This is a genomic window from Burkholderia sp. MR1-5-21, assembly GCF_053427715.1.
Map to the genome: position 1 here is coordinate 95,265 of NZ_JBSAXD010000019.1, position 22,338 is coordinate 117,602.

Sequence of the window (22,338 nt, forward strand, 5' to 3'; positions counted from 1 at the left end):
TCGCGTGATCGCGCCGGTTAATGACCAAACCGCAAGACCTAGTGCATAGATATCGTTTGCGGCGGCGTTAATGGCTGTCGACAATCAGGGCTTGAACTCGCCGTCGGCGCGCGGGAAGCGCGCACCGACGGCCGGCACGCCGGCGGCCAGCGCGGCCAACACCGCAGCCGCCACCTTCGCCCCTCAGCCCACGATCACATGTACGCGTTCACACCTTCGTTCCAGCATCCCACCGGCTCGCCGATCCGCGAGCTGTTCAAGTATCTCGGCGAGCCCGGCATGATTTCCTTCGCGGGCGGCTACCCCGCGAGCGACCTGTTCGACGTCGACGGCCTGGACGCCGCGGCCGCGCGCGCGTACGCGCAGCCGACCCGCTGCCTGCAGTACGGCCCGACCGACGGCCTCGCGGAACTGAAGAACGCGCTGATCGCGCTGATGGCGCGCCGCGGCGTTGCGTGCACGCTCCCCGAACTGCTCGTCACGACCGGCTCGCAGCAGGGCCTCGATCTGCTGCTGCGCGTGATGGTCGCGCCGGGCGACGTCGTGCTGACCGAACAACCGGCGTATCCGGCGACGCTGCAGGCGATGCGCCTGCAGCAGGCGCGCATCGTCACGATTCCGGTGGATGGCGACGGCCTCGATGTCGACCGCCTCGACGCATTGCTCGCGTCGGGTGCGATCGCGCAGCCGAAGCTGCTGTACACGGTGCCGACGTTCGCGAACCCGACCGGCGCGACGCTCACGCGCGAGCGCCGCCTGAAGCTGCTGCGCCTCGCGGTGCGCCACCGTTTCCTGATCGTCGAGGACGATCCGTACGGCGACCTGCGCTTTGCGGGCGAAGCGGTGCCGTCGATGCTCGCGCTCGCCGCCGAAGTGGACGGCGCGCGCGACTGGATCGTGCATTTCGCGAGCCTGTCGAAGATCGTCGCGCCGGGCCTGCGCGTCGGCTGGACGATCGCGCCCGCCGAAATCGCGCGGCGCTGCGTGATTGCGAAGCAGACGGTCGATCTGTGCAGCACGCCGTGGACGCAGGCGGCGGCCGCCGAATATCTCGCCGACGGCGCGCTCGAACGCCATCTGCCGCGCATCACCGACGCGTACAAGCGCAAATGCGATGCGATGTGCGATGCGCTGCGCGACGGGCTCGGCGACGCGATCGAGTTCCATCGCCCCGAAGGCGGCATGTTCGTGTGGGCGCGGATCGGCGCGGTATCGTCGGCGCAACTGCTGCAGCACGCGATCGCGAACAAGATCGTATTCGTTCCCGGCAACGCGTTCTTCGCGGACAACGTCGACGACGCATCGCTGCGCCTGTCGTTCGCCGCACCGGACGTCGACGCGATCCGGGAAGGCGTCGCGCGCCTCGCGCGCGCGTATGGTGCGGCGCTGGCCGCTTGAGGAGACACCACGATGAACATGACCGTCAACGAAACCGCATGGATCGATGAAGCGCCGGGCATGGCCGACATCCGGCCGATCGCGCATCTGTCGTCGCAGATCAGCGCAGGCCCGCAATACGTCGCCGACGTGCTCGGGCGGCTGGGCGCGGCCCCGGCCGATTCCGGCGACGCGGCGTCGGCCGTGCTCGGCTACAACTGACGGCAGCCGCGTCGAAGCCGGAACAGGTAAGCTTGCACGACCGACACCACGCATCGCGCAGCAACGCACCCATCATGTCCGACCCCGGCTTCGAATCGATCGAACACACGTACACCCGGCTCTGGGCCTGCCTCGAGTCGGGCGTCAGCGTGAAGCGTTCGCCGTTCACGATGCTGCAGGCCGCAACGCTCGGTCTCGACGGCGCGCCGAAAGTGCGGACGGTCGTGCTGCGCGCCGTGCGCCGCGCGGACCGCGTGCTGTCGTTTCACACCGATGTGCGCTCGGAGAAGGTCGCGGAGATTCGCCGCGATCCGCGCGTCGCGCTCGTCGGCGTCGATCTCGATGGCCTCGTGCAGATCCGCATCGAAGGCATCGCGTCGATCTGTACCGACGAAGCGGAACGGCGCGCGGTCTGGCAATCGAGCCGCCCGCACACGCTGCTGCTGTATCGCGCGCCGCTGCCGCCGGGCACGCCGGTCGCGTCGCCTGCCGATGCGCATCCTCCGTCCGGCGCAACCGTCGATCCGACGGACGACGGCTATGCAAATTTCTGCCTGCTCCACGTCAAGGCGACGCGGCTCGACTGGCTCGAGCTTGCGCCGTCCGGGCACCGCCGCGCGGTGTTCGACCTGAGCGATGACGGCTACGACGGTCGGTGGATCGCGCCTTGACGTAAGGCCGCCCGTCAGCGCCGCTGCGCAAGTGCGCGCGCATCACGGCTGCCCGTCCAGCTCCGCCTGCCCGATCAACCAGTCGCGCATCATCGCGAGCTCGTCATCGTCGCGCCGTTCGCCCGGATACACGAGATAGAACCCGACCGCCAGCGCAAGCGCGACGTCGAACGGCTTGCACAGCCGTCCGGCGGCGATGTCGTGCTCGACGAGCGGATCGGCCGCAAGCGCGATGCCCTGGCCGGCGACGGCCGCATCGATCGCAAGCGACGTCTGGTTGAAGCGCAGTCCCTTGTGCGGATCGACGTCGACGGGCTCCGGCAACGCGGCGAGAAAATCCGGCCACAGATCGTGCGCGTCATGCAGCAGCACGTGGCCGGCCAGCGCGTGCGGCGCCGCCGGCGCGCTCAGCAACGCCGGGCTGCACACAGCGCTGACGTCGAGCGGAAACAGCGGATGCGCGGCGAGGCCCTTGCCGAACGGCGGCTTGCCGAACCGGATCGCGAGATCGACGCCGTCGTGACGGAACGTCGCAAGCTGCTGGTCGGCGATCACGCGCACGTCGATATCGGGGTGCGCATCGGTGAAGCGCGCGAGCCGCGGGATCAGCCATTTCGACGCGAACGACGGCGTCGTGCTGATCGTCAGCGTCGCGCGCCGTTTCACGAGCTTGTCGGTCGCATCGGCGATCGCGTGCAGCGCGCGCTGCACGTCGGAAAAATACGCGGCGCCGTCGTGCGTCAGCGCGAGGCCGCGCGGCAGCCGCTCGAACAGCTTCAGGCCGAGCACGTCCTCGAGATGCCGCACCTGCTGCGCGACCGCGCCCTGCGTAACGCCGATCTCGTCCGCGGCGGCGCGGAAGTTCAAATGCCGCGCGGACACCTCGAACGCACGAAGCGCATTGAGCGGCGGCAGGCGGGAAGGGCGGCGGATCGGCATTGCAAGACAGTAGAAAATCTATTGGTGGAAGGCAGAAATACTGGTTCGACAGCGAGGGTCGACGCGCACTACATTACACCAGTGCGCGGCCGACAGGCGGACGCGCGATTGTTTGAATCGGACGAGGAGCACATCGTGACTGTAGAAAAAGTGGCGCTGATCACGGCGGCGGGCAAGGGCATGGGCGCGGCGATTGCGCGGGAACTGGCGGCGACCGGCTATCGGGTCGCGCTGATGTCGCCGTCGGGCAGCGCGGTTGCGCTCGGCGAGGAACTGGGCGGGTTCGGCATCCAGGGTTCCGTGACCGACGACGCCGACATCGAGCGCCTGGTGAGCGAAACGATGGCGCGCTATGGCCGGATCGACGCGGTCGTCAACAATACCGGCCACCCGCCGAAGGGCGACCTGCTGTCGATCACCGACGAGAGCTGGCACGGTGCGCTGGACCTGATCCTGCTGAACGTCGCGCGCGTGATGCGCCGCGTGACGCCGATCTTCCAGGCGCAGGGCGGCGGCGCAGCGGTGAACATCTCGAGCTACGCGGCCGATGCGCCGGAGCAGGCGATGCCCGTGTCGTCGACGCTGCGCGCGGCGCTGGGCGCGTGGACGCGTCTGTATGCGGAACGCTATGCGGCGGAGAACATCCGGATGAACGCGGTGCTGCCGGGCTTCATCGACAGCTGGCCGGAAACGCCGGAGATCGTCGCGCGCATTCCGGCGGGCCGCTTCGGCAAGACCGGGGAGATCGCGAAGACGGTCGCGTTCCTGCTGTCCGACGGCGCGGGCTACATCACCGGGCAGAACATCCGCGTTGACGGCGCGATCGTGAAGGCGCTCTGAGGGCCGATCCGGCAGGCGGCCGCGCCGGGCTGCCTGCCGTCGAGAACCGTTTCCTCACGGGACGCTGCGATACCGTGTTGACGTGTGTCGTGAACCGGATGCCATCGGCGCAATACCCGATAGTCGTTATCGACAGCTCGTCGAACCAGGAATGGCGGGCGATTCCGGATCGCCGCAGTACAGCAAGTGGTAGTGCTGCGGATCGCTATAGAGGGCGTGGAAGCCTGTCTCGACAAACACCGATATCAGGTTCGCGATCACCAGGGCCGCGAACAGCCAGACTGCGAGCTTGACGAATGGTGACCGACCCGCTTCGCCGGACCGCGGCGCACCGACGTGGATCGCCTGCAGGCGCGTCCGGAAGGCGAGCATCAGCACGCAATAGATGAGGCTTGCGGTCAGTGCGACATAGGACGCGGTGTACATGTGCATTCCCAGAATCGCACCGCCATAGGGCGGCGTGCCGGGCAGCACGTGCAGGAACATCTGCGTCAGCCCGATCAGGCTGCCGACCAGGGCGCCGACTGCGCTCAGCGCATAGTTGGCAGGTGAAGGATTGCGGCTCCACACGTTCGACAGCAATCCCGCGCCGACCAGCATGAACGCGACCCGCTGGAGATTGCAGAGCGAACACGGCAGCTCACCGTGCGCCAACTGGAAATAGAACGCGACGAGCAGCACTGCATTGACGCCGTATAGCGCCAACAAATCGATCAGGCGATTGGCTTTCATTCTTTTGACCTCTTACCAGGACCCGTAGGTGGCGAACTGCGGAATGTGATGCGACCCGTGATGAATGGCCCATACCGCGACCAGCAGCGTGGTCAGCCACCAGGTCGCACTCGCTGCTCTGTCGCGCCCGAACAAGGACAGCAGGAGCGCGACGGCGGCGGACAGAAATGGAATAAACCCGATGAACATGATCTACCTCGATTAATTTGAAATTGTCGCCAGGCAAGGCGCATGGAACAGGCCGCCGTGCAGCATTCCTCGGCACGTCCGCACGATCACCATGGCCCACAATCCGCCGAGCAACATCGCGAGCGCCGTGCCGAATACGGCGAATCCACCAAAATCGGTCGCGTGGTACAGGCTCAGCGACGCGGCGGTATAAACTCCCAGCGGAAATGTGAAACCCCACCAGCCGAGATTGAATGGCAGTCCTTCGCGGCAATAGCGCATCGTGAAGAGCGCGGCGCAGGCAAGCCACCAGAGACCGGCGCCCCAAATCAGGAGCGCGCCGGCAATGCCGAAGTCCTGCGCCAGCACCGCCACGCTGGCCAAAGGCGTACCGGCGAATGCGACAGGCGCGGCCTGACCGAGTGTCAGCAGGCCGAGCGCCCCGGTACCGATCGGGCCGAGCGTCAGCCAGCTCGACGGACCGAGGTCGCGGTGCGGCAATTTGTGGATGACGAGCCGGAAGAACACGATCGTCAGGATCGCGAACGCGAGCGGTACCGAGATCGCCCACAGCACGTACCCCGCGCCGATCAGCAGACGGGCCTGCGCGCCAACGAAATGCGGCGCGAGGGTGGCCGCGCTCGATGCCGCCACTTCCGGTGCGACGATCGGCAGCAGCAGGACCGCGGTCACGCGCTCGAACGCATGTCCCTGCTCGGTGAACATCATGAACGGCACGCCGATCGCGACGACGACCGACAGCAGCGCATCGAAGCACCACAACGCGTATGCGAGCGCGTTGGCCTCGGCATGCCCGCCTGCGAACAGGACGATGCCGTTGATGATCGGCACGAGGCCCATCGGCACCGCGCCGAGAAACATCGACTGGACCGGATGGTGCAGTAGCGGCCGGATCGTTTCGGGGAACCGGATCGCTCGGGCTGTCAACATCGCCGCAAAGGCGAGATACAGCACGATGTCGATGGCCCACAACGCCGACGCCAGCGCGCGTTGTCCGCCGAAGTGCAACGGCAGCGCGGCGAGCACCAGCGACACGATGCCGTTTCCCATCGTCACCGCAAACCAGTTCGGCGTGAATTGCCTGACTTTTTCGGAAAGGCCACGCGGCGCGTGTGCCGTCAAGTTCATCTTGGTCATTGAAATCTCCCGTGTCGAGGAACTGTTTGACTCGATTCTAGGGAGCGGCTTTGTATAATAAAAATACATCGTTTAGATACTTCCTATATCACTGGAATATACGTCGATGAACTTCACCCACTTGGCCGCGTTCTACGCGGTCGTCGAAACCGGCAGCGTCACCGCAGCATCGGAAAGACTGCACGTCAGTCAGCCCGCGCTTACACGAGAGATTCGGGAACTCGAGGAACGGCTGGGCACGACGCTGTTCGACCGCATGCCGCGCGGCATGCGGCCCACGGAAGCGGGCCGGCTCCTCGCCGAATATGCGGCGCAGATTTTTTCGTTGGCCAATGTGGCCGAGGCGGCAGTCAGCGAGTTCGCGGGCCTCGCGAGAGGTCAGCTCGGCATCGGTTCGAGCCGGACGATCGGCGTGTATCTGCTGCCGGCCGTGTTGAACGAATTCCGCACGCGCTATCCGGGCATCACGGTCGATCTCAGGATTTCGAACAGCGAGAACATCGAAAGCGCCGTCCTCGCAAACGAGCGCCAGATCGGCATGATCGAAGGGCCTTACGACAACACGGCATTCGATGCCGCCGTCATCGGCCGGGACGCACTGATAGCGGTCGCTGCGCCGACTCACCCGCTGGCCCGCAAACGTCAATTGACCGCCGATGCAATCGGAACAGCCGAGCTCGTCATGCGGGAACCCGGTTCGGGAACGCGAACGGTCGTCGAGCAAGCCTATGCGCAGCAGGGTTTGACGCTGGCGCCGAAGCTGTCGGTCGGCAGCGCCGAGGCGATCAAGCAGCTGGTGCGGCTCGGCAACGCGATCGCCTGGGTCTCGCGCAGCACCGTGACCGAGGAACTCTCGTCCGGCGCGCTTGTACAACTGCCCGTCAAGGACCTGAAGATCGAGCGCAATCTCTGCATGATCTGGCGAAAGGGGGGCAGCTTGAGCCCGAGCGCGCGCGCGTTTCGCGAACTCGCCACGGACTTGTTCAAGCGTAAGCGGTGACGGTAGACGGCATCGCGCGAGGCAAGTCGCGGCGCACGCTGCGTGCTGACTCGGGATGTCCCGGCGCGGTTCGCCCGCGCTTGCCGTCAACGACCGGCCTGGACCGCGTCACGCCGCTGCGCGGCGGCCTGCGCCGCGACCCTCGCTTCGGCCGCCTGGATGTCGTCCGGGTAGTGCGGGTCGTCGCCTGCCGCGGGCTGGTAGCCTGCCTGCTCGAGGCGCACCAGGTCGGCAACGACGTCGGCACGGGTCAAGGGGGCTGAAGTCGTTTGCGCGTAGCTTGCGGTGGCACCTGTCAGCGCGGCGGCAGCCAGCGCGAAACAAATGAGCGATTTCATTTTCTTCTCCTGAAAGCGTAAAAAATGGGCGCGCGCGGGTTTGCGCGCTGCTGGCCCGACTGTCGGCTCAACTGCCGAAAATTCCTCAGAAACCACTGGGCCCGATGCACGGCGCCTGCCCCCTTTCATGGTGGCCGGCGTTCGCACGATCTCGCGGGGGCGCTTCGACGGCGCGATCTCCGAGAATGAAACGCCGGCGAAGAGTCGCGTATTAATATCGGTATCCTTAATAAAGACGAGCGGAGATGGAACGATCCATCGAGTCCGAACGCGTCGATCAAGCAATGGGCACGTTGATCACGTCGCTGATCTGGAACACCGTGAATCGCGTCAGCGGGTCAAGGTCGATATCCTAGGCGGAGGATACGAAGATGAAAAATATATAGCTGGCATTGGTTGCATGCGTTTTTGATATATGAATATCAACGCGGCTGCACGGTATCGAGAGGAAACGCCCCCGGACGGCGTCGTTTTACGCGGAAATTTGAATCGCTGTGTATCGCAGTGAAATACAGATACGTTGAGATACAAAGCATTCGGCCGGGTCGGATATAAAGCCGGTGACGGATTTCGCGAGACGGCGCGGTTCACCGGCGCCGTGTTCGCGAACAGCAGTTCCCGCGCGCTCGCGCCGTTGCAGCGGGCACTTTCCTCAGCGATCCACAATGGAGAACGAGTCATGCCTGATTCCGTGAACACCCGACGCCGCCTGCTCCTGGGCACGACGCTGGCCGGCCTGAGCCTGGTCGACCTCGGCTTCGGCAACCTTGCGCGCGCCCAGTCGGCGCCCGACGCACCGGCGGCGAAGCGCGCGGCTGGCGGCGCGTCGTTCGGCGCCTCGTTTGGCGAAATTCGCCAGATCGACGCGGGCGTGCTCAACGTCGGGTATGCGGACGTGGGACCGAAGGACGGCCCCGTCGTGTTCCTGCTGCACGGCTGGCCGTACGACATCCACAGCTACGCCGAGGTCGCGCCGCTGCTCGCGGCCGCCGGCTATCGCGTGATCGTGCCGTACCTGCGCGGCTACGGCTCGACGACGTTCCGCTCGGCCAACACGTTGCGCAACGGCCAGCAGGCCGTGACGGCGGTCGACATCGTCGCGCTGATGGATGCGCTGAAGATCGACCGCGCGGTGTTCGGCGGCTACGACTGGGGCGCGCGCACGGCCGACATCATCGCGGCGCTGTGGCCGCAGCGCGTGAAGGCGCTGGTGTCGGTGAGCGGCTACCTGATCGGCAGCCAGGAGGCGAACCGCAAGCCGCTGCCGCCGCAGGCCGAATTGCAGTGGTGGTATCAGTTCTATTTCACGACCGAGCGCGGTGCGCTCGGCTACGCGCAGAACCGCGACGCGTTCAACAAGCTGATCTGGCAGCTTGCATCGCCGAAGTGGCAGTTCGACGACGCGACCTACGCGCGCACGGCGGCGTCGTTCCAGAACCCCGACCACGTGGCCGTCGTGATCCACAACTACCGCTGGCGTCTCGGGCTCGCGAAGGGCGACGCGCAATACGACGACATCGAGCGGCGTCTCGCCGCCGGGCCGGCGATCACGGTGCCGACGATCACGATGGAAGGCGACGCGAACGGCGCGCCGCATCCGGAACCGGCTGCGTACGCGAAGAAGTTCACGGGCAAGTACCAGCATCGCACGATCAGCGGCGGCATCGGGCACAACCTGCCGCAGGAGGCGCCGCAGGCGTTCGCCGATGCGATCCTGCAGGTCGAGCATCTGTGATGCGGACAGGAAGCAGTATTGGGCGTCGCGGCCCGGCTCTTGGCCCGCATCGTGGCCCGCTTCGTGCGTTCGTCGCGGGCGCGCTGCTGCTCGGCGCGCTGGCGGCGGGCGGCCCGGCCGTGTGCGCGGAACCGGCGCAGCCGGCCGCGTCGCCGATCTACGGCGTGACGATCCCGCCCGGGTACCGGAAATGGGAAATGGTCGCGCCGGCCGAGGAAGCCGCGCCGCTCGACGAGCTGCGCGTGGTGCTCGGCAATCCGGTCGCGATCCGCGCGCTCGAGCAGGCGACGCTGCCGTTTCCGGATGGCACGATCCTCGTCAAGCTCGCGTACAAGCGCAAGCAGTCCGATGAGTTTTCGTCGGCGACGGTGCCCGGGCAGGCGACGACCGTGCAGGTGATGGTGAAGGACTCGCGCCGCTACGCGGCAACCGGCGGATGGGGTTTCGGACGCTTCATCAACGGTGTGCCGGCGGACCTTGACCAGCATCAGACCTGCTTCGCGTGCCATCAGGCACGCGTGAAGAACCATGACTTCGTGTTCACACGGCTCGCACCATGACGTGAAGCGTGAGCGAGCGAATGGCGTGCCGTGTTTGGCATGCTTTTTTGAGGGGCTTCGTGGGTTTCCGTGGCTGTTGTTTACCGACTCGAAGCGGACGACTGAAGGCTATGACCGCTTACTTGCGAGAAGCGGACAAATTGATCCGCCGAACCGCACGGAGTCTGTCGAAGAGGAGATACGAGCGCTTAAAAGGACCTTCCCCGATCAAACATACATGCCGATGCGCTGGCTCGTGTCGACATCGAAGCCGTGGGGCGGCGACATCCAATACATCGGTGATCGGACCTTGCGTGACTCGGGCGGCACGCTTCGACGCGAAGAAGGCGTGCCCTGGAGGCCGAAGCCGCTTCATGGAGCGAAGAGGTTCTGACCTTGTCCACATCACGCTCACATTTCTTGCAATGCGGCCAACGACCCGAGGTGCGAAGTCATTCGGCCCCCCGCAAGCCCGGAGGCACTGCCGCCCTGTCGTCGCTCTACGATTGAGTAGGCGATTTCCGGCAGTCGAGGCAGAGCTGTGCCGCTCAGCGCCGGAAGCCCGAGTCCGGCCTCCGTGCGGCACGTGATGCCCAAACCAGCCTCGACCGCTGCGCGCAACCCGTCGAGGCTCGGCGTCGTGAGCGCCATGCGCCAAGGGCAACCAGCGTCATCCAGCACCCGTTGCGCCGCGTGGAGGAACGGGCAAGGAGGTGCGATGCCGACCAGCGATACGACCTCACTGTTCAACAGGTCGGCATTGCCGAACCATTGCATCGGGAGGCGGATCACGACGTTTCCGCCGAATGGCTCGCCAGCGCACAGCGCGACGTCTATGCGGTCCTCGCTCATCGCCTGCAACAGTTCCGCAGTGCTGCCGATAACGATCGCAAATGCGGCGTCAGGGGTGGCCGCCCGGACATCGGCGAGCGTTGGGCGGAGCACAGTCGCCACGAAGTCCTGAACGACGCCGATCCGAACGGGCGCTACTGCGTTCGGTGCGAGCTCTGTGCGTGCGGCATCGATGCGACCGAGAATCGCGCGCGCATGCGGCAGCAGCAGGCCGCCAAAGCCGTTCAAGCGGAGCGCCCGGCCATCCCGATCGAATAGTGGCTGCCGAACGATTTCCTCGAGCCGCGAGATTTGCAGGCTCACTGCCGACTCACTGCGGGCGATGCGTTTGGCTGCAGCGGCCAATGAGCCGCAATCGACCACGGCGACGAAAGTGCGGAGCAGAGGTGAAGGGAGATCCGAAATCATGAGAAAAACTCAATTCTGATGTCGAAAAGATTGCAAGTATACTTTCGATTTTCTCAATTACGATTCGAACTCCAACAACCATGGAGTTCGAAAATGCCTTTCGCCAAACTGACGCTGTCGATCAATCCTTCACCCGTCGACGCACATCGCCTTTCCAGCGAGCTGACGGAACTGATTGCAAGCGAACTTGGAAAGCGCCGCGAACTCACGTCTGTGCTTATCGACGTTCCGTCCGACTATCTGTGGACGATTGGCGGCAGCCGTCGGCACATTGCTGCACATCTCGAAGTTTGCGTGACCGCAGGGACCAACTCGGAACAGGAAAAGCGGACCTTCATCGCAAGTGCGATGGCGCTCCTTCGCCGAACGTTCGCGGACCTGGACCCCGCGACTTATATCGTCGTGAACGAGATCACGGCGACTGATTGGGGTTACGACGGAATGAGTCAGGCGGATCGAGCGCGGCAGAAGACGTAAGCGGGCCTCGATTTGACGATCGCAATCCCGAAGCGCGCCTCGCGTTCTTCCCGGATTCCCATGGTCGTCGTACGGCGGGATGAATGCGGGCCGAGGCTGGGTGATTGGCGAACAGTCCGCTGTCAGGCGCGCAATTCATGGCGGAAGGCCCAGGCTCGCCAATTGCTGCGGCAGGGGTGATCAGTATGGCGTCAATCATGATCGACTCGTCCGTTGAATCAACGCGAGCCAGTTGAGCGCGTATAACCCGTGGCACTCCTGTTGCTCCTCGTGAAAGATCGATCGGCAGAAAGAACCCCCGACCTGTCTTCAACGAAAAGCCGTCATTGGCTTGCAACCCCGCGGACGACCGAAACTGCCCGAACGCCGACGGTCGCCCCGCGTGCCCCGGTAAACCTCGATGAACCTCTTTTGCGCGGTTTCGGGATGCGGTGCAGCGGGGCATGTGTGCTGTATGTCGGCCGCATGACGCGGGCGCCGGCGCCTGAGCGACAGTCGAAGAGAGGGCGGCACAGCATCACTCGATTTTGTATCCCACTGTATCTGCGGCCACCCGGGAAACATTGACATGCGCTGGCCCCTGTTGCGGAAACATGCGCGATACGTTGCCGGGTTCTACTGTCGACACGCAAGCTGATCTGCTAACCGATATCGAATCGGAAGCCGAACGATCTGCTTGCCAACCTCAGGAGAACGCTCATGAACACCGCCCGAATCCTCGCCGCAGCCGTGCTTGCCATTGCGCCCGCCTTGTCCTTCGCCGATGCCGGACACGGCCTCACGCGCGCCGACGTGCGCGCCGAACTGGCCCGGCTGGAGCAGGCCGGCTACAACCCGGCCCGCAGCGAACCGCACTATCCGGACGACGTTGTCGCCGCCGAGCAGCAGGTCGCACGTGCCGACCAGAACGGCCCGTCGAAATCGGACGGCGACAACATGGCCGGCATGTCCGCGCAGGACCGCCATCACGACGAGATGCCGGCGCGCTCGGGACGCAGTGCCGACGACCTCTATGCGCATTCGTGATCCGTTGCCGCGCCGTCGCCGCGTTCGGACGGCGACGGCGCGGCACACCATCTGTACAACACGACACCAAGGAGCTTCGAGATGATTCGTTTGATGAAACGGGTTCTGGTATCCGCGGCGGTACTGGGTGGGCTGCTGGGCGCAGTCGCCGCGCATGCCGCGCCGCAGGACGACCTGAACGGCACCAATGTCGTCCTCGTGCACGGCGCGTTCGCCGACGGTTCGAGCTGGAACCGCGTGATTCCGCTGCTCGAGGCGCGCGGGCTGCACGTCGTGTCCGTGCAGAACCCGCTCAGTTCGCTCGCGGACGACGTGGCCGCCACGCGGCGCGCGATCGACCAGCAGCAGGGCCCGGTCGTACTGGTCGGTCATTCGTGGGCCGGCGTCGTGATCAGCGATGCCGGCAACGACGACAAGGTGAAATCGCTCGTCTATGTCGCGGCGTTCGCGCCCGACAACGGCCAGTCGATCGCCGACGTCACGCAGGGGCTGCCGCCGCCGGCGTGGGCGGGCGAGCTGCGCAAGGATGCGGGCGGCTTCACGCGGCTGTCGGACAAGGCGATCGCGGAGGACTTCGCGCCCGATCTGCCGGCGGCGCAGCAGCACATCGTCGCGGCGACGCAGGGGCCGTGGTACGGCGGCTGCATCGCGGACAAGGTCGCGCAGGCCGCGTGGCACGCGAAGCCGTCGTCCTTCGTCGTCACGACGCAGGACCGGATGATCGATCCGAGGCTGCAGCAGGCGATGGCCACGCGGATCGGTGCGACGGTGACGCGCGTGGACGGCAGCCACGTCGCGATGCTGAGCCAGCCGAAGGCGGTGGCCGATGCGATCATCGCGGCCGCGGTGCGCGCGAAGCAGGATGCGCAGTGAGCGAACGCGGCGCCGTGGCCGGAGCTTTTTCCATCGATCGCGCGACAACCCGAGGTCTCGGCGAAGCCGGGACGGCCGCTGCCGTATGCAGCAGTAGTCGTCCTTATCGCTTCAGCAGATAAAAGTATCGAATATGCTTCGTTGACGGGCCGCGACGCGCGATCGTAGATTCGCGTTTTCATCGCACTCGACGGGGCCTGCTTCGTGACCATCATTGCTACCCACACTGCTGCGGACAGGCCGTCCGTCCGGATCGCCGCACCGTCGCCGGATGCCGAGCCGCAGCACTTCGAGATTCGCGCTTTCGATGGGCCGCTGGGCGCCGAGGTGATCGGTCTCGACCTGTCGAAGCCGCTCGGCGGCGCCGACTTCGCACGCATCCACCGCGCGCATCTCGACCATCACGTGCTCGTGTTCCGCGACCAGCGCATCACGCCGGAGCAGCACATCGCGTTCAGCCGCCGCTTCGGTCCGCTGCAGATCCACGTGCTGCACCAGTTCGCGCTGGCCGGGCATCCGGAAGTGCTGGTCGTGTCGAACATCGTCGAGAACGGCAAGCCGATCGGGCTCGGCGACGCCGGCCACTTCTGGCATTCCGACCTGTCGTACAAGGAGAAGCCGAGTCTCGGCTCGCTGCTGCACGCGCAGGAACTGCCGTCCGAAGGCGGCGACACGCTGTTCGCGAACATGCATCTCGCGTGGGAGACGCTGCCCGCGCATCTGCGGCGCGCAGTCGAAGGCCGGCGTGCCGAGCACACGTATCTCGCGCGCTATGCGGAACTGCAGGCGCGCAGCCCGTGGCGGCCGAACCTGTCGGCCGAGCAGATCGCACAGGTGAAGCCGGTCGTGCATCCGGTCGTGCGCACGCACCCGCAGACGGGGCGCCGCGCGCTGTTCGTCAGCGAGCACTTCACGACGCGCATCGTCGGCCTGCCCGAAGACGAAAGCCGCGCGCTGCTCGACGCGCTGTTCGCGCACAGCGTGCGCGACGACCATCTGTACCGGCACGCGTGGCGCGACCGCGACCTCGTGTTCTGGGACAACCGCTCGTTGATGCACCTGGCGGCCGGTACGCCGGATCACCTGCGCCGCAAGCTGTATCGCACGACGATCGAAGGCGACGCGCCGTTCTGACCGGCGCGCCGCTTCATTGCCTGCACGCCCGCTTTCCCCTTTTCCGACCGGAGTTCCGATGTCGTTTTCGATTCGCGCGGCGCTCGCCCGCACGACGTTGTCCGCACGCCGTGCGGTCGTCACCACGCTTGCCGCGGCGATCGCCGTCGCGGGTCTCGGGGCCGCGCGGCCCGCGCTCGCCGAAGGGCAGCTCCGCATCGCCGAGCAGTTCGGCGTCGTCTACCTGATGCTGAACGTCGCGCGCGACCAGCAGCTGATCGAGAAGGAAGGACGCAAGGCCGGCCTCGACATCAAGGTCGACTGGGTGCGCCTGTCGGGCGGCGCGGCCGTGAACGACGCGCTGCTGTCGGGCGCGGTCGACATCGCGGGCGCGGGCGTCGGCCCGCTGCTGACGGTCTGGGACCGCACGCACGACCGGCAGAACGTGAAGGGCGTCGCGTCGCTCGGCAACCTGCCGTACTACCTTGTCAGCAACAATCCGAACGTGAAGACGATCGCCGACTTCACCGCGAAGGACCGCATCGCGGTGCCGGCCGTCGGCGTGTCCGTGCAGTCGCGCGTGCTGCAATACGCGGCCGCGAAGCAGTGGGGCGACAACGCGTATGCGAAGCTCGACGGTCTCACGCAGGCGATTCCGCACCCCGACGCGACGGCCGCGATTCTCGCGAACGGCAGCGTGATCACCGCCCACTTCGGCAATCCGCCGTTCCAGGAGCAGGAGCTGGCGGGCAATCCGAACGCGCACGTCGTGCTGAATTCGTACGACGTGCTGGGCGGCCCGAGCTCGGCGACCGTGCTCTATGCGACCGAGAAATTCCGCATCGAGAACCCGAAAACCTATCGCGCGTTCGTCGCGGCACTCGCGGAAGCCGCGCGCGTGATCGCGGCCGACCCCGAGCGCGCGGCGGACGCCTACATCCGCGTGAACGGCTCGAAGATCGACCGCGCGCTGCTGCTGACGCTCGTGCGCAATCCTCAGGTGCAGTTCAGGACCGCGCCGCAGAACACGTTCAAGCTCGCGCAGTTCATGTATCGGATCGGCGCGATCCGCAACGAGCCGAAGTCGTGGCGCGACTACTTCTTCGACGATCCCGCGACGGCGGGCGGAAGCTGAACGCCGGCCCATCGGCGGCCGTTCGAGCAGCGCAATCGACACTTATGCGCCGCAATGGTTTGAATATGCGCAATGATTGGTTGGTGCGTGTTCGGGCTGACCGTATGGTGACGTTTTGCTTGCAGGAATCCTTATCGTGAACGTCACCACGTCCAGAAGCTGGGCGCTGCCGGCCGCGGCGCGTCAGGGCGCGTTGCCCGTTACGCGGGCTGCGGCCGAAGCGCCTGACGCCGACGTCCGGCCGTCGCCGAACGTTGCCGCTTTCTCCGCGCCCAGCGAGTGCCTGCTCGCGATCGACCGCGTCAGTCTCGAGTATCGAAGCCAGGCGCGCATCGTCCGCGCGACGAATCAGGTGAGCTTCGACGTCTACGGCGGCGACCGCTTCGTGCTGCTCGGGCCGTCGGGTTGCGGCAAGTCGACGCTGCTGAAGGCGATCGCGGGCTTCATCGAACCCGTGTCCGGCACGATCTCGCTCGGTGGCGAACCGGTGCGCGGCCCCGGCGCCGATCGCGTCGTCGTGTTCCAGGAGTTCGACCAGCTTCCGCCGTGGAAGACGGTCGCCGAGAACGTCGCGTTCCCGCTGCGCGTCGCGCAGAAGCTGCCGCGTGCGCAAGCGCGCGAGCGTGCGCTGCACTACCTCGACAAGGTCGGGCTGGCCGCGTTCGCCGATGCGTATCCGCATACGCTGTCGGGCGGCATGAAGCAGCGCGTCGCGATCGCACGTGCGCTCGCGATGCAGCCGCGCGTGCTGCTGATGGACGAACCGTTCGCGGCGCTCGACGCGCTGACGCGCCGCAAGATGCAGGAAGAGCTGCTGCGGCTGTGGGACGACGTGCGGTTCACGCTGCTGTTCGTCACGCATTCGATCGAGGAGGCGCTCGTCGTCGGCAACCGGATCCTGCTGCTGTCACCGCATCCGGGCCGCGTGCGCGCGGAGCTCAACAGCCACGACTATTCACAGGACAGCCTCGGCCGCGCCGATTTCCGCGACAGCGTCGCGCGCATTCACCGGCTGCTGTTCGAGACGGACGCGGCACGGGAACAGGAGGCCGCACGATGAGCACGCCGCATCAGGTCTTGCCGCCGCTGCCACCGGTGCGCGCCGAATACGAACTGCCGCTCGAAGCGCCGGCAGAGGCCGAGCGCGCCGCGCCCGTGCCGTTCGCGCGTCGTGTGCTGGACGCCGGGTGGTTCCGCCGTACGCTGATTGCGTTGGTACTGATCGCCGCATGGGAGATCACTGCGCGGCTCGTCGCGAACGATCTGCTCGTGCCGACGTTCGGCGCGACACTTGTCGCGTTCGTACAGGGCATTGCGTCGGGCGAACTGCTCGTGAAGACCGGTATCTCGATGTCGGTGCTGCTGCGCGGGTATGCGCTCGGCGTCGTGCTCGCGTTCGCGCTGACGTCGATCGCGGTGTCGACGCGCTTCGGCCGCGACTTGCTGTCGATGCTGACGTCGATGTTCAATCCGCTGCCGTCGATCGCGCTGTTGCCGATCGCATTGCTGTGGTTCGGCCTCGGCACCGGCAGCCTGCTGTTCGTGCTCGTGCACGCGGTGCTGTGGCCGCTCGCGCTGAACATGTACACGGGTTTTCTTGGCGTGCCCGCGACGCTGAAGATGGCCGGCCGCAACTACGGGCTCACGGGGCTGCGCCTGGTCGCGCTGATCCTCGTGCCGGCCGCACTGCCGTCGATTCTTGCGGGCCTGCGCGTCGGCTGGGCGTTTGCGTGGCGCACGCTGATCGCCGCCGAGCTCGTGTTCGGCGCGAGCGCCGGGCAGGGCGGGCTTGGCTGGTACATCTTCCAGAACCGCAACGAGCTGTATACGGATCGCGTGTTTGCGGGGCTCGCGGCCGTGATCGTGATCGGGCTGCTGGTCGAACATCTGGTGTTCGATACGCTCGAGCGGCTGACCGTGCGGCGGTGGGGGATTCAGCACTGAACGCGTGGAAGGGTTGCGTAGCGTCGGCGCTGGCTTGATCAGGCGTCGGGTTACGCAAACGCATTCAGACTCTCCACGGCGTCTTGGGTTGAACCGGAGATTCTTGACGATCGGCCCGGGCTGGCGCTTTTCGGCCGAGGCGCCGGACCCATCCCCGCAGCCCGGCCTGTCAGACAACGCGAGTCCCCCGGGGCCTTGCAGATCTTGCCCGACCCTTTGGAGCCGGCCATGCCTGCATGGCGACATCCGCGATCGCCTTCAGCTTTTGCGGCCCGCCTCCGTCTCGTGCCTGGACGGCCATTCCGCGGGTCACGGCGCTGTAGAAGGCAGCAAGCGCGGGCACGTCGGTGTCCGGCGGCAAGTCGCCGTCTTCGACCCCCTTGCGCAACCGCTGCGCCATCATCTCTTCGGCGTTTGCGCGGTGCCCGGCCATCGTCTGACGAATGGACGCGAGATCGGGGGGCACGTGAGTGCCGGCCAGCGAGATCATGCAGCCCGATGGATGGCTGTTTCGCGTGAATTCCGCGACGGTTGCCTCGAGCAGCTTCTCGAATGCCTCCCGCGTGTCGGCCGTGCCGAACAGCCTGCCGGCGAACCAGACTTCGGACAGGCTCAGGTAGGCGTCGGTCGCTTCGTTGTAGAGCTGCTCCTTGCTGCCGAACGCGTTATAGAAACTCGAGGGACTGATCCCCATCGCCTGGATCAACTGGTCGAACGAGGTGCCTTCGTATCCCTGCTCCCAGAAGAGCTTCATCGCCCGGTCCAGCGCTTCCGCACGATCAAAGGTCGAGGGCCTGCCGCGGCCGCGCCGGGCTGGCGTATCTTTTTTTGTAGTCATGGCTCCAAAAATAATTGACAGGCTGTAGAGACGATCCTATTCTGCCATAACGGAGCGATCGCTCCAATAATCAAGTCCTTGCAGAAGGAGTTCGTGATGCAGCGAATTGTTCACACCCGCCATGGCGAGCCCGCCGAGGTGCTCACGCTGGACGCATTTTCCGACGCCCCTCCGCTCGTGGGCGGAGGGGCGCTTGTGCGTGTGTCTGCCGCACCGGTTCATCCGGGCGACTTGCTGGGTATTGCCGCTTCCCCGGCCTTCGGGGCGGCTCCCGCGATCCCGAGGGGAGGTCGAGTGCCCGGCGTCGAGGGTGTCGGCGTGGTCGAAGCGCTGGCCGCCGACATCGCCCCTTCGCACCGGATCCAGGTCGGCACACGGGTGGCTTTCTTTCCCGTCAACGGCGCCTGGAGCGCCAGGATCGCCGCGCCTGTCCAGTCGCTGATACCCGTGCCCGATGAAGTGAGCGACGAGGTCGCCGCGCAGATGCTGGTCAACACGTTGACTGCACGCGTCGCGATGCGGGCCGGTCACAATGCGTTGCCTGAAGACAAGCGCGAAGATGTCACGGTGATTCAGACAGCGGCCAATTCCGCCGTCGGAAAGCTGCTCACGCATCTGCTCGTCGAAGCGGGCGTCAATCCGATCCTGCTCGTCGGCTCCGCTGCGAGTGCGCAAGCGCTCAAGACTGCTCGCCCCAACCTTTCCGTCATCGTCACGGAGAACCAAGGCTGGAGGGACGAGCTTCGCGATGCGGTGGCGAACAAGTCCGTCTACGTGGCGTTCGATGGCGTCGGCGGCGCGCTGTTGCCCGACGTCGCGAGCTTCCTCGCTCGCGGTGGAACGATCGTCAGCTACGGCTCCCTGGGCGGTGCTGCGACGGACATTCGCGCCATCGCCCCGCGCGCGCTGACCATCAAGGGGGTGTCGCTGTTCAACTGGCAATTCGAACCTGCGGCGGTGCGCGATGCAGACGTCGCCAAGGCGCTCGAGCTCGCACGCAACTTCCCGAACCTTTTCCCCGTAGCGGAACGCTATCAGGCGACCGACTACCTCGAAGCGCTCGAACATGCGCACCGCAGGGGAAGGACCGGCACGGTGCTGCTGACGTTCTAGCGCTACGCATGCTGCGAGTGCGAGGCGCCCCTCGTCATGACGGGCGGCTCGGTAACGTTCACCCCGGCTTTTTGCACGATTTCGAAACGCGCCTCGAGTGCGGAAGCATCGCCTCCCGGCTCTCCAGCCAAGCATCTCATGAAAGGACGCAAGCCATGCGTGCCATCCAGAACACCGCTTTCGGCGACCCCGTCGAGACGCTGAAACTCGTTGACCTTCCGGAACCGGCCGACCCCGGCCCGGATGAAGTCCTGATCGCGATGGAGTATGCCCCCATCAACGGCAATGACCTGGCCGTCATCACCAATCGCTTCGCCTATTCGACGCCGTTGCCCTCGATCGTGGGCAACGAAGGCGTCGGGCGAGTCCTGCAGGTCGGCTCGGATGTCTCGAACGTGAAGGTCGGCGACCGCGTGTTGCCCTCGCTTTATGCGTTGACCTGGCGCGAGCGCCTGACGATCCCGGCCAAGGGGCTGACTGCGCTGCCTGCCAACGTCGATCCGCATCAACTGGCCATGTTGCGCATCAATCCTCCGACGGCCGTCCTTCTGCTCGAGCGCTTCGTCGACCTCAATGAAGGCGACTGGGTCGTGCAGAACGCGGCCAACTCCGGTATTGGCCGCACCGTGATCGCGCTGGCGAAGAAGCGCGGCTTGCGGACCGTCAACTTCGTCCGTCGCCCGGAACTGGTCAAGGAACTGGAACAAGCGGGCGGGGACGTCGTTCTCGTCGATGAGCCAGGTGCCATCGACAAGGCCAGGGCCGCGGTCGGTCCGGGCAACGTCCGTCTGGCCATCGACGGCCTGAGCGGTTCGGCTGCGGCGCGCCTGATCGACGTGCTGTCGCAAAACGGAACGCTGGTGAGCTATGCATTCACGAGCGGCGAGACGGTCACGCCGCTCAAGGTCGTGGACCTGCATCTGCGCGGCATCGTCGTGCGCGGCATATACATCGACCTTCCCGAATACCAGCCGTATATCGCGGACGCAATCAACGCGTCTGCTGACCTGATGGCGCGCGGCGAGCTTGACCTGCCGGTGGCCGCCGTCTATCCGCTTGCGGACTACCAGGAGGCCGTCGCGCACGCAATCCAGGGTGGCAAGGTGCTGCTCGACTTGCGCGCATCGAACTGACCTGGCCGTTCTCGCAAGTGCCGTGCTCGCGGACGAGCATGGCTTCGTTCACTTACGTTGCCGCCGAGGTGCGAAATGAAGATTGGTTTTATCGGAGCCGGTGCTGTCGCGCAGTCGATCGCCAGCAGCGCCATTCAAGCAGGACACGAAGTTGTCTTCAGCGCTCGTCGCGGGCCGCAGGCATTGGGCGATATCGTGGCCGGACTCGGTCCGAAGGCGTCGGCCGACACGGTCGAGGAAGTGGCCCGGCTCGAACTGGTCATGCTCGCCGTTCCATGGCTTCAAGTGCCGTCGGCCCTGGACGGGTTGCCCCAATGGGCAGGTCGCATTCTGGTGGATACCACCAACCCCTTTGTGCAACTCGAGCCGGAGCTCGTTCTTGCGGACCTCGGGGGCACCGGCGCCAGCGAGATCGTCGCGGCACACGCGCCAGGGGCGCGCGTCGTCAAGGCGTTCAATGCCATCCGCATGGAGCACTACGACAAAGGCCCGAAGTTTCATGACGGAAAGCGCGTGATCTTCGTCTCCGGTGACGACAACGACGCAAAGGCAGTGGTGATCGGACTCGTCAACGATTTTGGCTACGCACCCGTTGATCTTGGCGGTCTGGTTTCGGGCGGTCGCATGCAGCAGGCGGGTGGTCCGATTGCTGGCCGCGATTGGGTCGTCGCGTAGAACACTTCGAACGGCGGAAACGGGGCGGCAAGCGCCGCCCCATCTCCCCGCAAATCCGCAGAGATTCGCGTCAGATCAACAGCGTCAGCGTGCGGAACAGCGCAAGGTCCTCCTTGCGCGCCGAGCGCGCATGCCGCCGGATCACCTGCAGCAGGCAGTCGATGAAGCAGCGCGCCGCGTCGCTCAGCGTGCTGCTGCGGCGCGTGACGATGCCGAGGTCGCGCGGCTCGAACGTCTCCTTCAGCGCGAGCACGCGCATCCGCTCGCCGGACGGCGGCACGGCGGCGAGGATCGTCGGGCACCACGTGCACATGTCGGCCTGTTCGAGCATTGTCTGCAGCATCGCGACCGATTGCGCGCGGACGATGCGCCGCTCGTCGATCTGCGCGCCGTGCTGCGTGAACAGGTAATCGACGAGCGCGGCCTGGCCGTCGGCCGTGAAGTTCAGCACCCAGTCCTGGTCGAGCAGGTCGTGGATCGAGCGGGCGCGCTCGCGCGGGTGGCCCGCGCGCACCATCACCGACGTCTCGTAGGTCAGCACCGGCTCGCACGCGAACTCCTGCGCGGCGGCGCCCGGCTGCACCTGCCCGAGCGCGAAATCCATGCTGCCGTCGCGCAGCAGCGGTTGCGTGACGGCCATCAATCCTTCATACAGTTCGAGGCGCACGTCGGGCATCCGCTCGCGGAACAGCAGGACCGTCTCGGCGAGAAACGTCAGCGTGAGCCACGGCGTGACGCCGACGCTCAGGCGTCCCTCGACGCGGCCGCGCATTTTCGCGAGATCGCTCTGCGCGTGTTCGAGTTGCTTGAGCACGAGCTTCGCGTGCGTGAGCAGCGCCCGGCCGTAGTCGGTGAAGCCGATCCCTTCCGGCGCGCGCACAAGCAGCGGCAGGCGCTCGCTCGCCTCCAGTTCGCGCAGCGCCCGCGTGACGGCCGCCTGCGACAGCCCGAGCGCGCGCGCCGCGCCGCGAATGCTCCCCGCTTCCGCGCTCGCGACGAGCGCCTGCAGCTGATGCAGCTTCATGGTGACAA

25 protein-coding genes are annotated in these 22,338 nt (G+C 65.9%); 17 read left to right on the forward strand and 8 right to left on the reverse strand.

Annotation, left to right across the window (positions count from 1 at the left end):
• Positions 1-198: 198 nt before the first annotated feature.
• The 3 genes from ACV229_RS24590 to ACV229_RS24600 all read left to right on the forward strand — a co-directional run bounded on the left by ACV229_RS24590 (position 199) and on the right by ACV229_RS24600 (position 2,270).
• Entirely contained in the window at positions 199-1,398 is a 1,200-nt protein-coding gene (locus ACV229_RS24590) for an aminotransferase-like domain-containing protein (protein ID WP_448085701.1), read from the forward strand.
• Between the two features lie 12 nt (positions 1,399-1,410).
• Positions 1,411-1,599: a hypothetical protein gene (locus ACV229_RS24595; protein WP_448085702.1), complete on the forward strand. Its 189-nt coding sequence runs from the start codon at positions 1,411-1,413 to the stop codon at positions 1,597-1,599.
• A 74-nt stretch (positions 1,600-1,673) separates the two neighbouring features.
• Positions 1,674-2,270 (forward strand): pyridoxamine 5'-phosphate oxidase family protein, encoded by a 597-nt coding sequence (locus ACV229_RS24600; protein ID WP_448085703.1) that lies wholly within the window; start codon positions 1,674-1,676, stop codon positions 2,268-2,270.
• A gap of 42 nt (positions 2,271-2,312) precedes the next feature.
• On the opposite strand, the gene gcvA is transcribed toward ACV229_RS24600, so the two are convergent.
• A complete protein-coding gene (gcvA, locus tag ACV229_RS24605) occupies positions 2,313-3,209 on the reverse strand; it encodes a transcriptional regulator GcvA (RefSeq protein ID WP_448085704.1) in 897 nt (298 codons plus the stop codon).
• A 135-nt stretch (positions 3,210-3,344) separates the two neighbouring features.
• Between gcvA and ACV229_RS24610 the strand changes: the two genes are divergently transcribed.
• Complete coding sequence (locus ACV229_RS24610; protein WP_448085705.1) at positions 3,345-4,049, forward strand: SDR family oxidoreductase; 705 nt, start codon at positions 3,345-3,347, stop codon at positions 4,047-4,049.
• A gap of 126 nt (positions 4,050-4,175) precedes the next feature.
• Here the strand turns inward: ACV229_RS24610 and ACV229_RS24615 are convergent, their stop codons facing one another.
• From ACV229_RS24615 to ACV229_RS24625, 3 genes are read right to left on the reverse strand one after another with little or no spacing between them, the layout of a single operon-like run.
• The gene (locus ACV229_RS24615; protein ID WP_448085706.1) at positions 4,176-4,781 is read right to left on the reverse strand and encodes a disulfide bond formation protein B; all 606 of its coding nucleotides are present in this window, start codon (positions 4,779-4,781) and stop codon (positions 4,176-4,178) included.
• Between the two features lie 12 nt (positions 4,782-4,793).
• Positions 4,794-4,970, reverse strand: coding sequence for a DUF5993 family protein (locus ACV229_RS24620; protein WP_448085707.1), 177 nt, complete (start codon positions 4,968-4,970; stop codon positions 4,794-4,796).
• 12 nt (positions 4,971-4,982) lie between these two features.
• The gene (locus tag ACV229_RS24625) at positions 4,983-6,107 is read right to left on the reverse strand and encodes a TDT family transporter (RefSeq protein WP_448085708.1); all 1,125 of its coding nucleotides are present in this window, start codon (positions 6,105-6,107) and stop codon (positions 4,983-4,985) included.
• 121 nt (positions 6,108-6,228) lie between these two features.
• On the opposite strand from ACV229_RS24625, the gene ACV229_RS24630 reads away from it, so the two are divergent.
• Entirely contained in the window at positions 6,229-7,107 is an 879-nt protein-coding gene (locus ACV229_RS24630) for a LysR family transcriptional regulator (protein WP_448085709.1), read from the forward strand.
• A gap of 86 nt (positions 7,108-7,193) precedes the next feature.
• Here the strand turns inward: ACV229_RS24630 and ACV229_RS24635 are convergent, their stop codons facing one another.
• Positions 7,194-7,445 carry a DUF4148 domain-containing protein gene (locus ACV229_RS24635; protein ID WP_448085710.1) on the reverse strand — a complete coding sequence of 84 codons (252 nt, stop codon included), beginning with the start codon at positions 7,443-7,445 and terminating at the stop codon, positions 7,194-7,196.
• A 679-nt stretch (positions 7,446-8,124) separates the two neighbouring features.
• Between ACV229_RS24635 and ACV229_RS24640 the strand changes: the two genes are divergently transcribed.
• A complete protein-coding gene (locus ACV229_RS24640; RefSeq protein ID WP_448085711.1) occupies positions 8,125-9,180 on the forward strand; it encodes an alpha/beta fold hydrolase in 1,056 nt (351 codons plus the stop codon).
• Positions 9,180-9,740, forward strand: coding sequence for a cytochrome P460 family protein (locus tag ACV229_RS24645; protein WP_448085712.1), 561 nt, complete (start codon positions 9,180-9,182; stop codon positions 9,738-9,740). The genes ACV229_RS24640 and ACV229_RS24645 overlap by 1 nt, the downstream gene beginning before the upstream one ends.
• 390 nt (positions 9,741-10,130) lie before the next feature.
• Here the strand turns inward: ACV229_RS24645 and ACV229_RS24650 are convergent, their stop codons facing one another.
• Positions 10,131-10,979 carry a LysR family transcriptional regulator gene (locus ACV229_RS24650; protein ID WP_448085713.1) on the reverse strand — a complete coding sequence of 283 codons (849 nt, stop codon included), beginning with the start codon at positions 10,977-10,979 and terminating at the stop codon, positions 10,131-10,133.
• A gap of 93 nt (positions 10,980-11,072) precedes the next feature.
• Here ACV229_RS24650 and ACV229_RS24655 point away from each other — a divergent pair, with 93 nt between their 5' ends.
• The 7 genes from ACV229_RS24655 to ACV229_RS24685 all read left to right on the forward strand — a co-directional run bounded on the left by ACV229_RS24655 (position 11,073) and on the right by ACV229_RS24685 (position 17,547).
• Positions 11,073-11,456 carry a tautomerase family protein gene (locus ACV229_RS24655; RefSeq protein ID WP_448085714.1) on the forward strand — a complete coding sequence of 128 codons (384 nt, stop codon included), beginning with the start codon at positions 11,073-11,075 and terminating at the stop codon, positions 11,454-11,456.
• A 699-nt stretch (positions 11,457-12,155) separates the two neighbouring features.
• Entirely contained in the window at positions 12,156-12,482 is a 327-nt protein-coding gene (locus tag ACV229_RS24660; RefSeq protein WP_448085715.1) for a DUF4148 domain-containing protein, read from the forward strand.
• 81 nt (positions 12,483-12,563) lie between these two features.
• Positions 12,564-13,355 (forward strand): alpha/beta fold hydrolase, encoded by a 792-nt coding sequence (locus tag ACV229_RS24665; RefSeq protein ID WP_448085716.1) that lies wholly within the window; start codon positions 12,564-12,566, stop codon positions 13,353-13,355.
• Between the two features lie 204 nt (positions 13,356-13,559).
• Positions 13,560-14,489: a TauD/TfdA dioxygenase family protein gene (locus tag ACV229_RS24670; protein ID WP_448085717.1), complete on the forward strand. Its 930-nt coding sequence runs from the start codon at positions 13,560-13,562 to the stop codon at positions 14,487-14,489.
• 58 nt (positions 14,490-14,547) lie between these two features.
• Positions 14,548-15,603, forward strand: coding sequence for an ABC transporter substrate-binding protein (locus ACV229_RS24675; protein ID WP_448085718.1), 1,056 nt, complete (start codon positions 14,548-14,550; stop codon positions 15,601-15,603).
• 136 nt (positions 15,604-15,739) lie between these two features.
• Positions 15,740-16,663 (forward strand): ABC transporter ATP-binding protein, encoded by a 924-nt coding sequence (locus tag ACV229_RS24680; RefSeq protein ID WP_448085719.1) that lies wholly within the window; start codon positions 15,740-15,742, stop codon positions 16,661-16,663.
• On the forward strand, positions 16,660-17,547 hold the full coding sequence (locus ACV229_RS24685; protein ID WP_448085720.1) for an ABC transporter permease: 888 nt from the start codon (positions 16,660-16,662) through the stop codon (positions 17,545-17,547). The genes ACV229_RS24680 and ACV229_RS24685 overlap by 4 nt, the downstream gene beginning before the upstream one ends.
• Before the next feature lie 169 nt (positions 17,548-17,716).
• On the opposite strand, the gene ACV229_RS24690 is transcribed toward ACV229_RS24685, so the two are convergent.
• The gene (locus tag ACV229_RS24690; protein ID WP_448085721.1) at positions 17,717-18,385 is read right to left on the reverse strand and encodes a TetR/AcrR family transcriptional regulator; all 669 of its coding nucleotides are present in this window, start codon (positions 18,383-18,385) and stop codon (positions 17,717-17,719) included.
• A gap of 96 nt (positions 18,386-18,481) precedes the next feature.
• Between ACV229_RS24690 and ACV229_RS24695 the strand changes: the two genes are divergently transcribed.
• From ACV229_RS24695 to ACV229_RS24705, 3 genes are all read left to right on the forward strand, one after another.
• Positions 18,482-19,498, forward strand: a complete 1,017-nt coding sequence (locus tag ACV229_RS24695; RefSeq protein ID WP_448085722.1) for a zinc-binding dehydrogenase — start codon at positions 18,482-18,484, stop codon at positions 19,496-19,498.
• A gap of 155 nt (positions 19,499-19,653) precedes the next feature.
• Positions 19,654-20,631, forward strand: coding sequence for a zinc-dependent alcohol dehydrogenase family protein (locus ACV229_RS24700; protein ID WP_448085723.1), 978 nt, complete (start codon positions 19,654-19,656; stop codon positions 20,629-20,631).
• Between the two features lie 75 nt (positions 20,632-20,706).
• Entirely contained in the window at positions 20,707-21,306 is a 600-nt protein-coding gene (locus ACV229_RS24705) for an NADPH-dependent F420 reductase (RefSeq protein WP_448085724.1), read from the forward strand.
• A gap of 70 nt (positions 21,307-21,376) precedes the next feature.
• Here ACV229_RS24705 and ACV229_RS24710 read toward each other — a convergent pair whose 3' ends face one another.
• Positions 21,377-22,330, reverse strand: coding sequence for a LysR substrate-binding domain-containing protein (locus tag ACV229_RS24710; RefSeq protein WP_448085725.1), 954 nt, complete (start codon positions 22,328-22,330; stop codon positions 21,377-21,379).
• Positions 22,331-22,338: the final 8 nt, after the last annotated feature.

Bases quoted from the DNA above. Each gene is read 5' to 3' on its own strand.
- ACV229_RS24590 (WP_448085701.1), top strand. From the start codon at position 199: ATGTACGCGTTCACACCTTCGTTCCAGCATCCCACCGGCTCGCCGATC.
- ACV229_RS24595 (WP_448085702.1), top strand. From the start codon at position 1,411: ATGAACATGACCGTCAACGAAACCGCATGGATCGATGAAGCGCCGGGC.
- ACV229_RS24600 (WP_448085703.1), top strand. From the start codon at position 1,674: ATGTCCGACCCCGGCTTCGAATCGATCGAACACACGTACACCCGGCTC.
- gcvA (WP_448085704.1), bottom strand. From the start codon at position 3,209: ATGCCGATCCGCCGCCCTTCCCGCCTGCCGCCGCTCAATGCGCTTCGT.
- ACV229_RS24615 (WP_448085706.1), bottom strand. From the start codon at position 4,781: ATGAAAGCCAATCGCCTGATCGATTTGTTGGCGCTATACGGCGTCAAT.
- ACV229_RS24620 (WP_448085707.1), bottom strand. From the start codon at position 4,970: ATGTTCATCGGGTTTATTCCATTTCTGTCCGCCGCCGTCGCGCTCCTG.
- ACV229_RS24625 (WP_448085708.1), bottom strand. From the start codon at position 6,107: ATGACCAAGATGAACTTGACGGCACACGCGCCGCGTGGCCTTTCCGAA.
- ACV229_RS24635 (WP_448085710.1), bottom strand. From the start codon at position 7,445: ATGAAATCGCTCATTTGTTTCGCGCTGGCTGCCGCCGCGCTGACAGGT.
- ACV229_RS24640 (WP_448085711.1), top strand. From the start codon at position 8,125: ATGCCTGATTCCGTGAACACCCGACGCCGCCTGCTCCTGGGCACGACG.
- ACV229_RS24645 (WP_448085712.1), top strand. From the start codon at position 9,180: ATGCGGACAGGAAGCAGTATTGGGCGTCGCGGCCCGGCTCTTGGCCCG.
- ACV229_RS24650 (WP_448085713.1), bottom strand. From the start codon at position 10,979: ATGATTTCGGATCTCCCTTCACCTCTGCTCCGCACTTTCGTCGCCGTG.
- ACV229_RS24655 (WP_448085714.1), top strand. From the start codon at position 11,073: ATGCCTTTCGCCAAACTGACGCTGTCGATCAATCCTTCACCCGTCGAC.
- ACV229_RS24660 (WP_448085715.1), top strand. From the start codon at position 12,156: ATGAACACCGCCCGAATCCTCGCCGCAGCCGTGCTTGCCATTGCGCCC.
- ACV229_RS24665 (WP_448085716.1), top strand. From the start codon at position 12,564: ATGATTCGTTTGATGAAACGGGTTCTGGTATCCGCGGCGGTACTGGGT.
- ACV229_RS24675 (WP_448085718.1), top strand. From the start codon at position 14,548: ATGTCGTTTTCGATTCGCGCGGCGCTCGCCCGCACGACGTTGTCCGCA.
- ACV229_RS24685 (WP_448085720.1), top strand. From the start codon at position 16,660: ATGAGCACGCCGCATCAGGTCTTGCCGCCGCTGCCACCGGTGCGCGCC.
- ACV229_RS24690 (WP_448085721.1), bottom strand. From the start codon at position 18,385: ATGACTACAAAAAAAGATACGCCAGCCCGGCGCGGCCGCGGCAGGCCC.
- ACV229_RS24695 (WP_448085722.1), top strand. From the start codon at position 18,482: ATGCAGCGAATTGTTCACACCCGCCATGGCGAGCCCGCCGAGGTGCTC.
- ACV229_RS24700 (WP_448085723.1), top strand. From the start codon at position 19,654: ATGCGTGCCATCCAGAACACCGCTTTCGGCGACCCCGTCGAGACGCTG.
- ACV229_RS24705 (WP_448085724.1), top strand. From the start codon at position 20,707: ATGAAGATTGGTTTTATCGGAGCCGGTGCTGTCGCGCAGTCGATCGCC.
- ACV229_RS24710 (WP_448085725.1), bottom strand. From the start codon at position 22,330: ATGAAGCTGCATCAGCTGCAGGCGCTCGTCGCGAGCGCGGAAGCGGGG.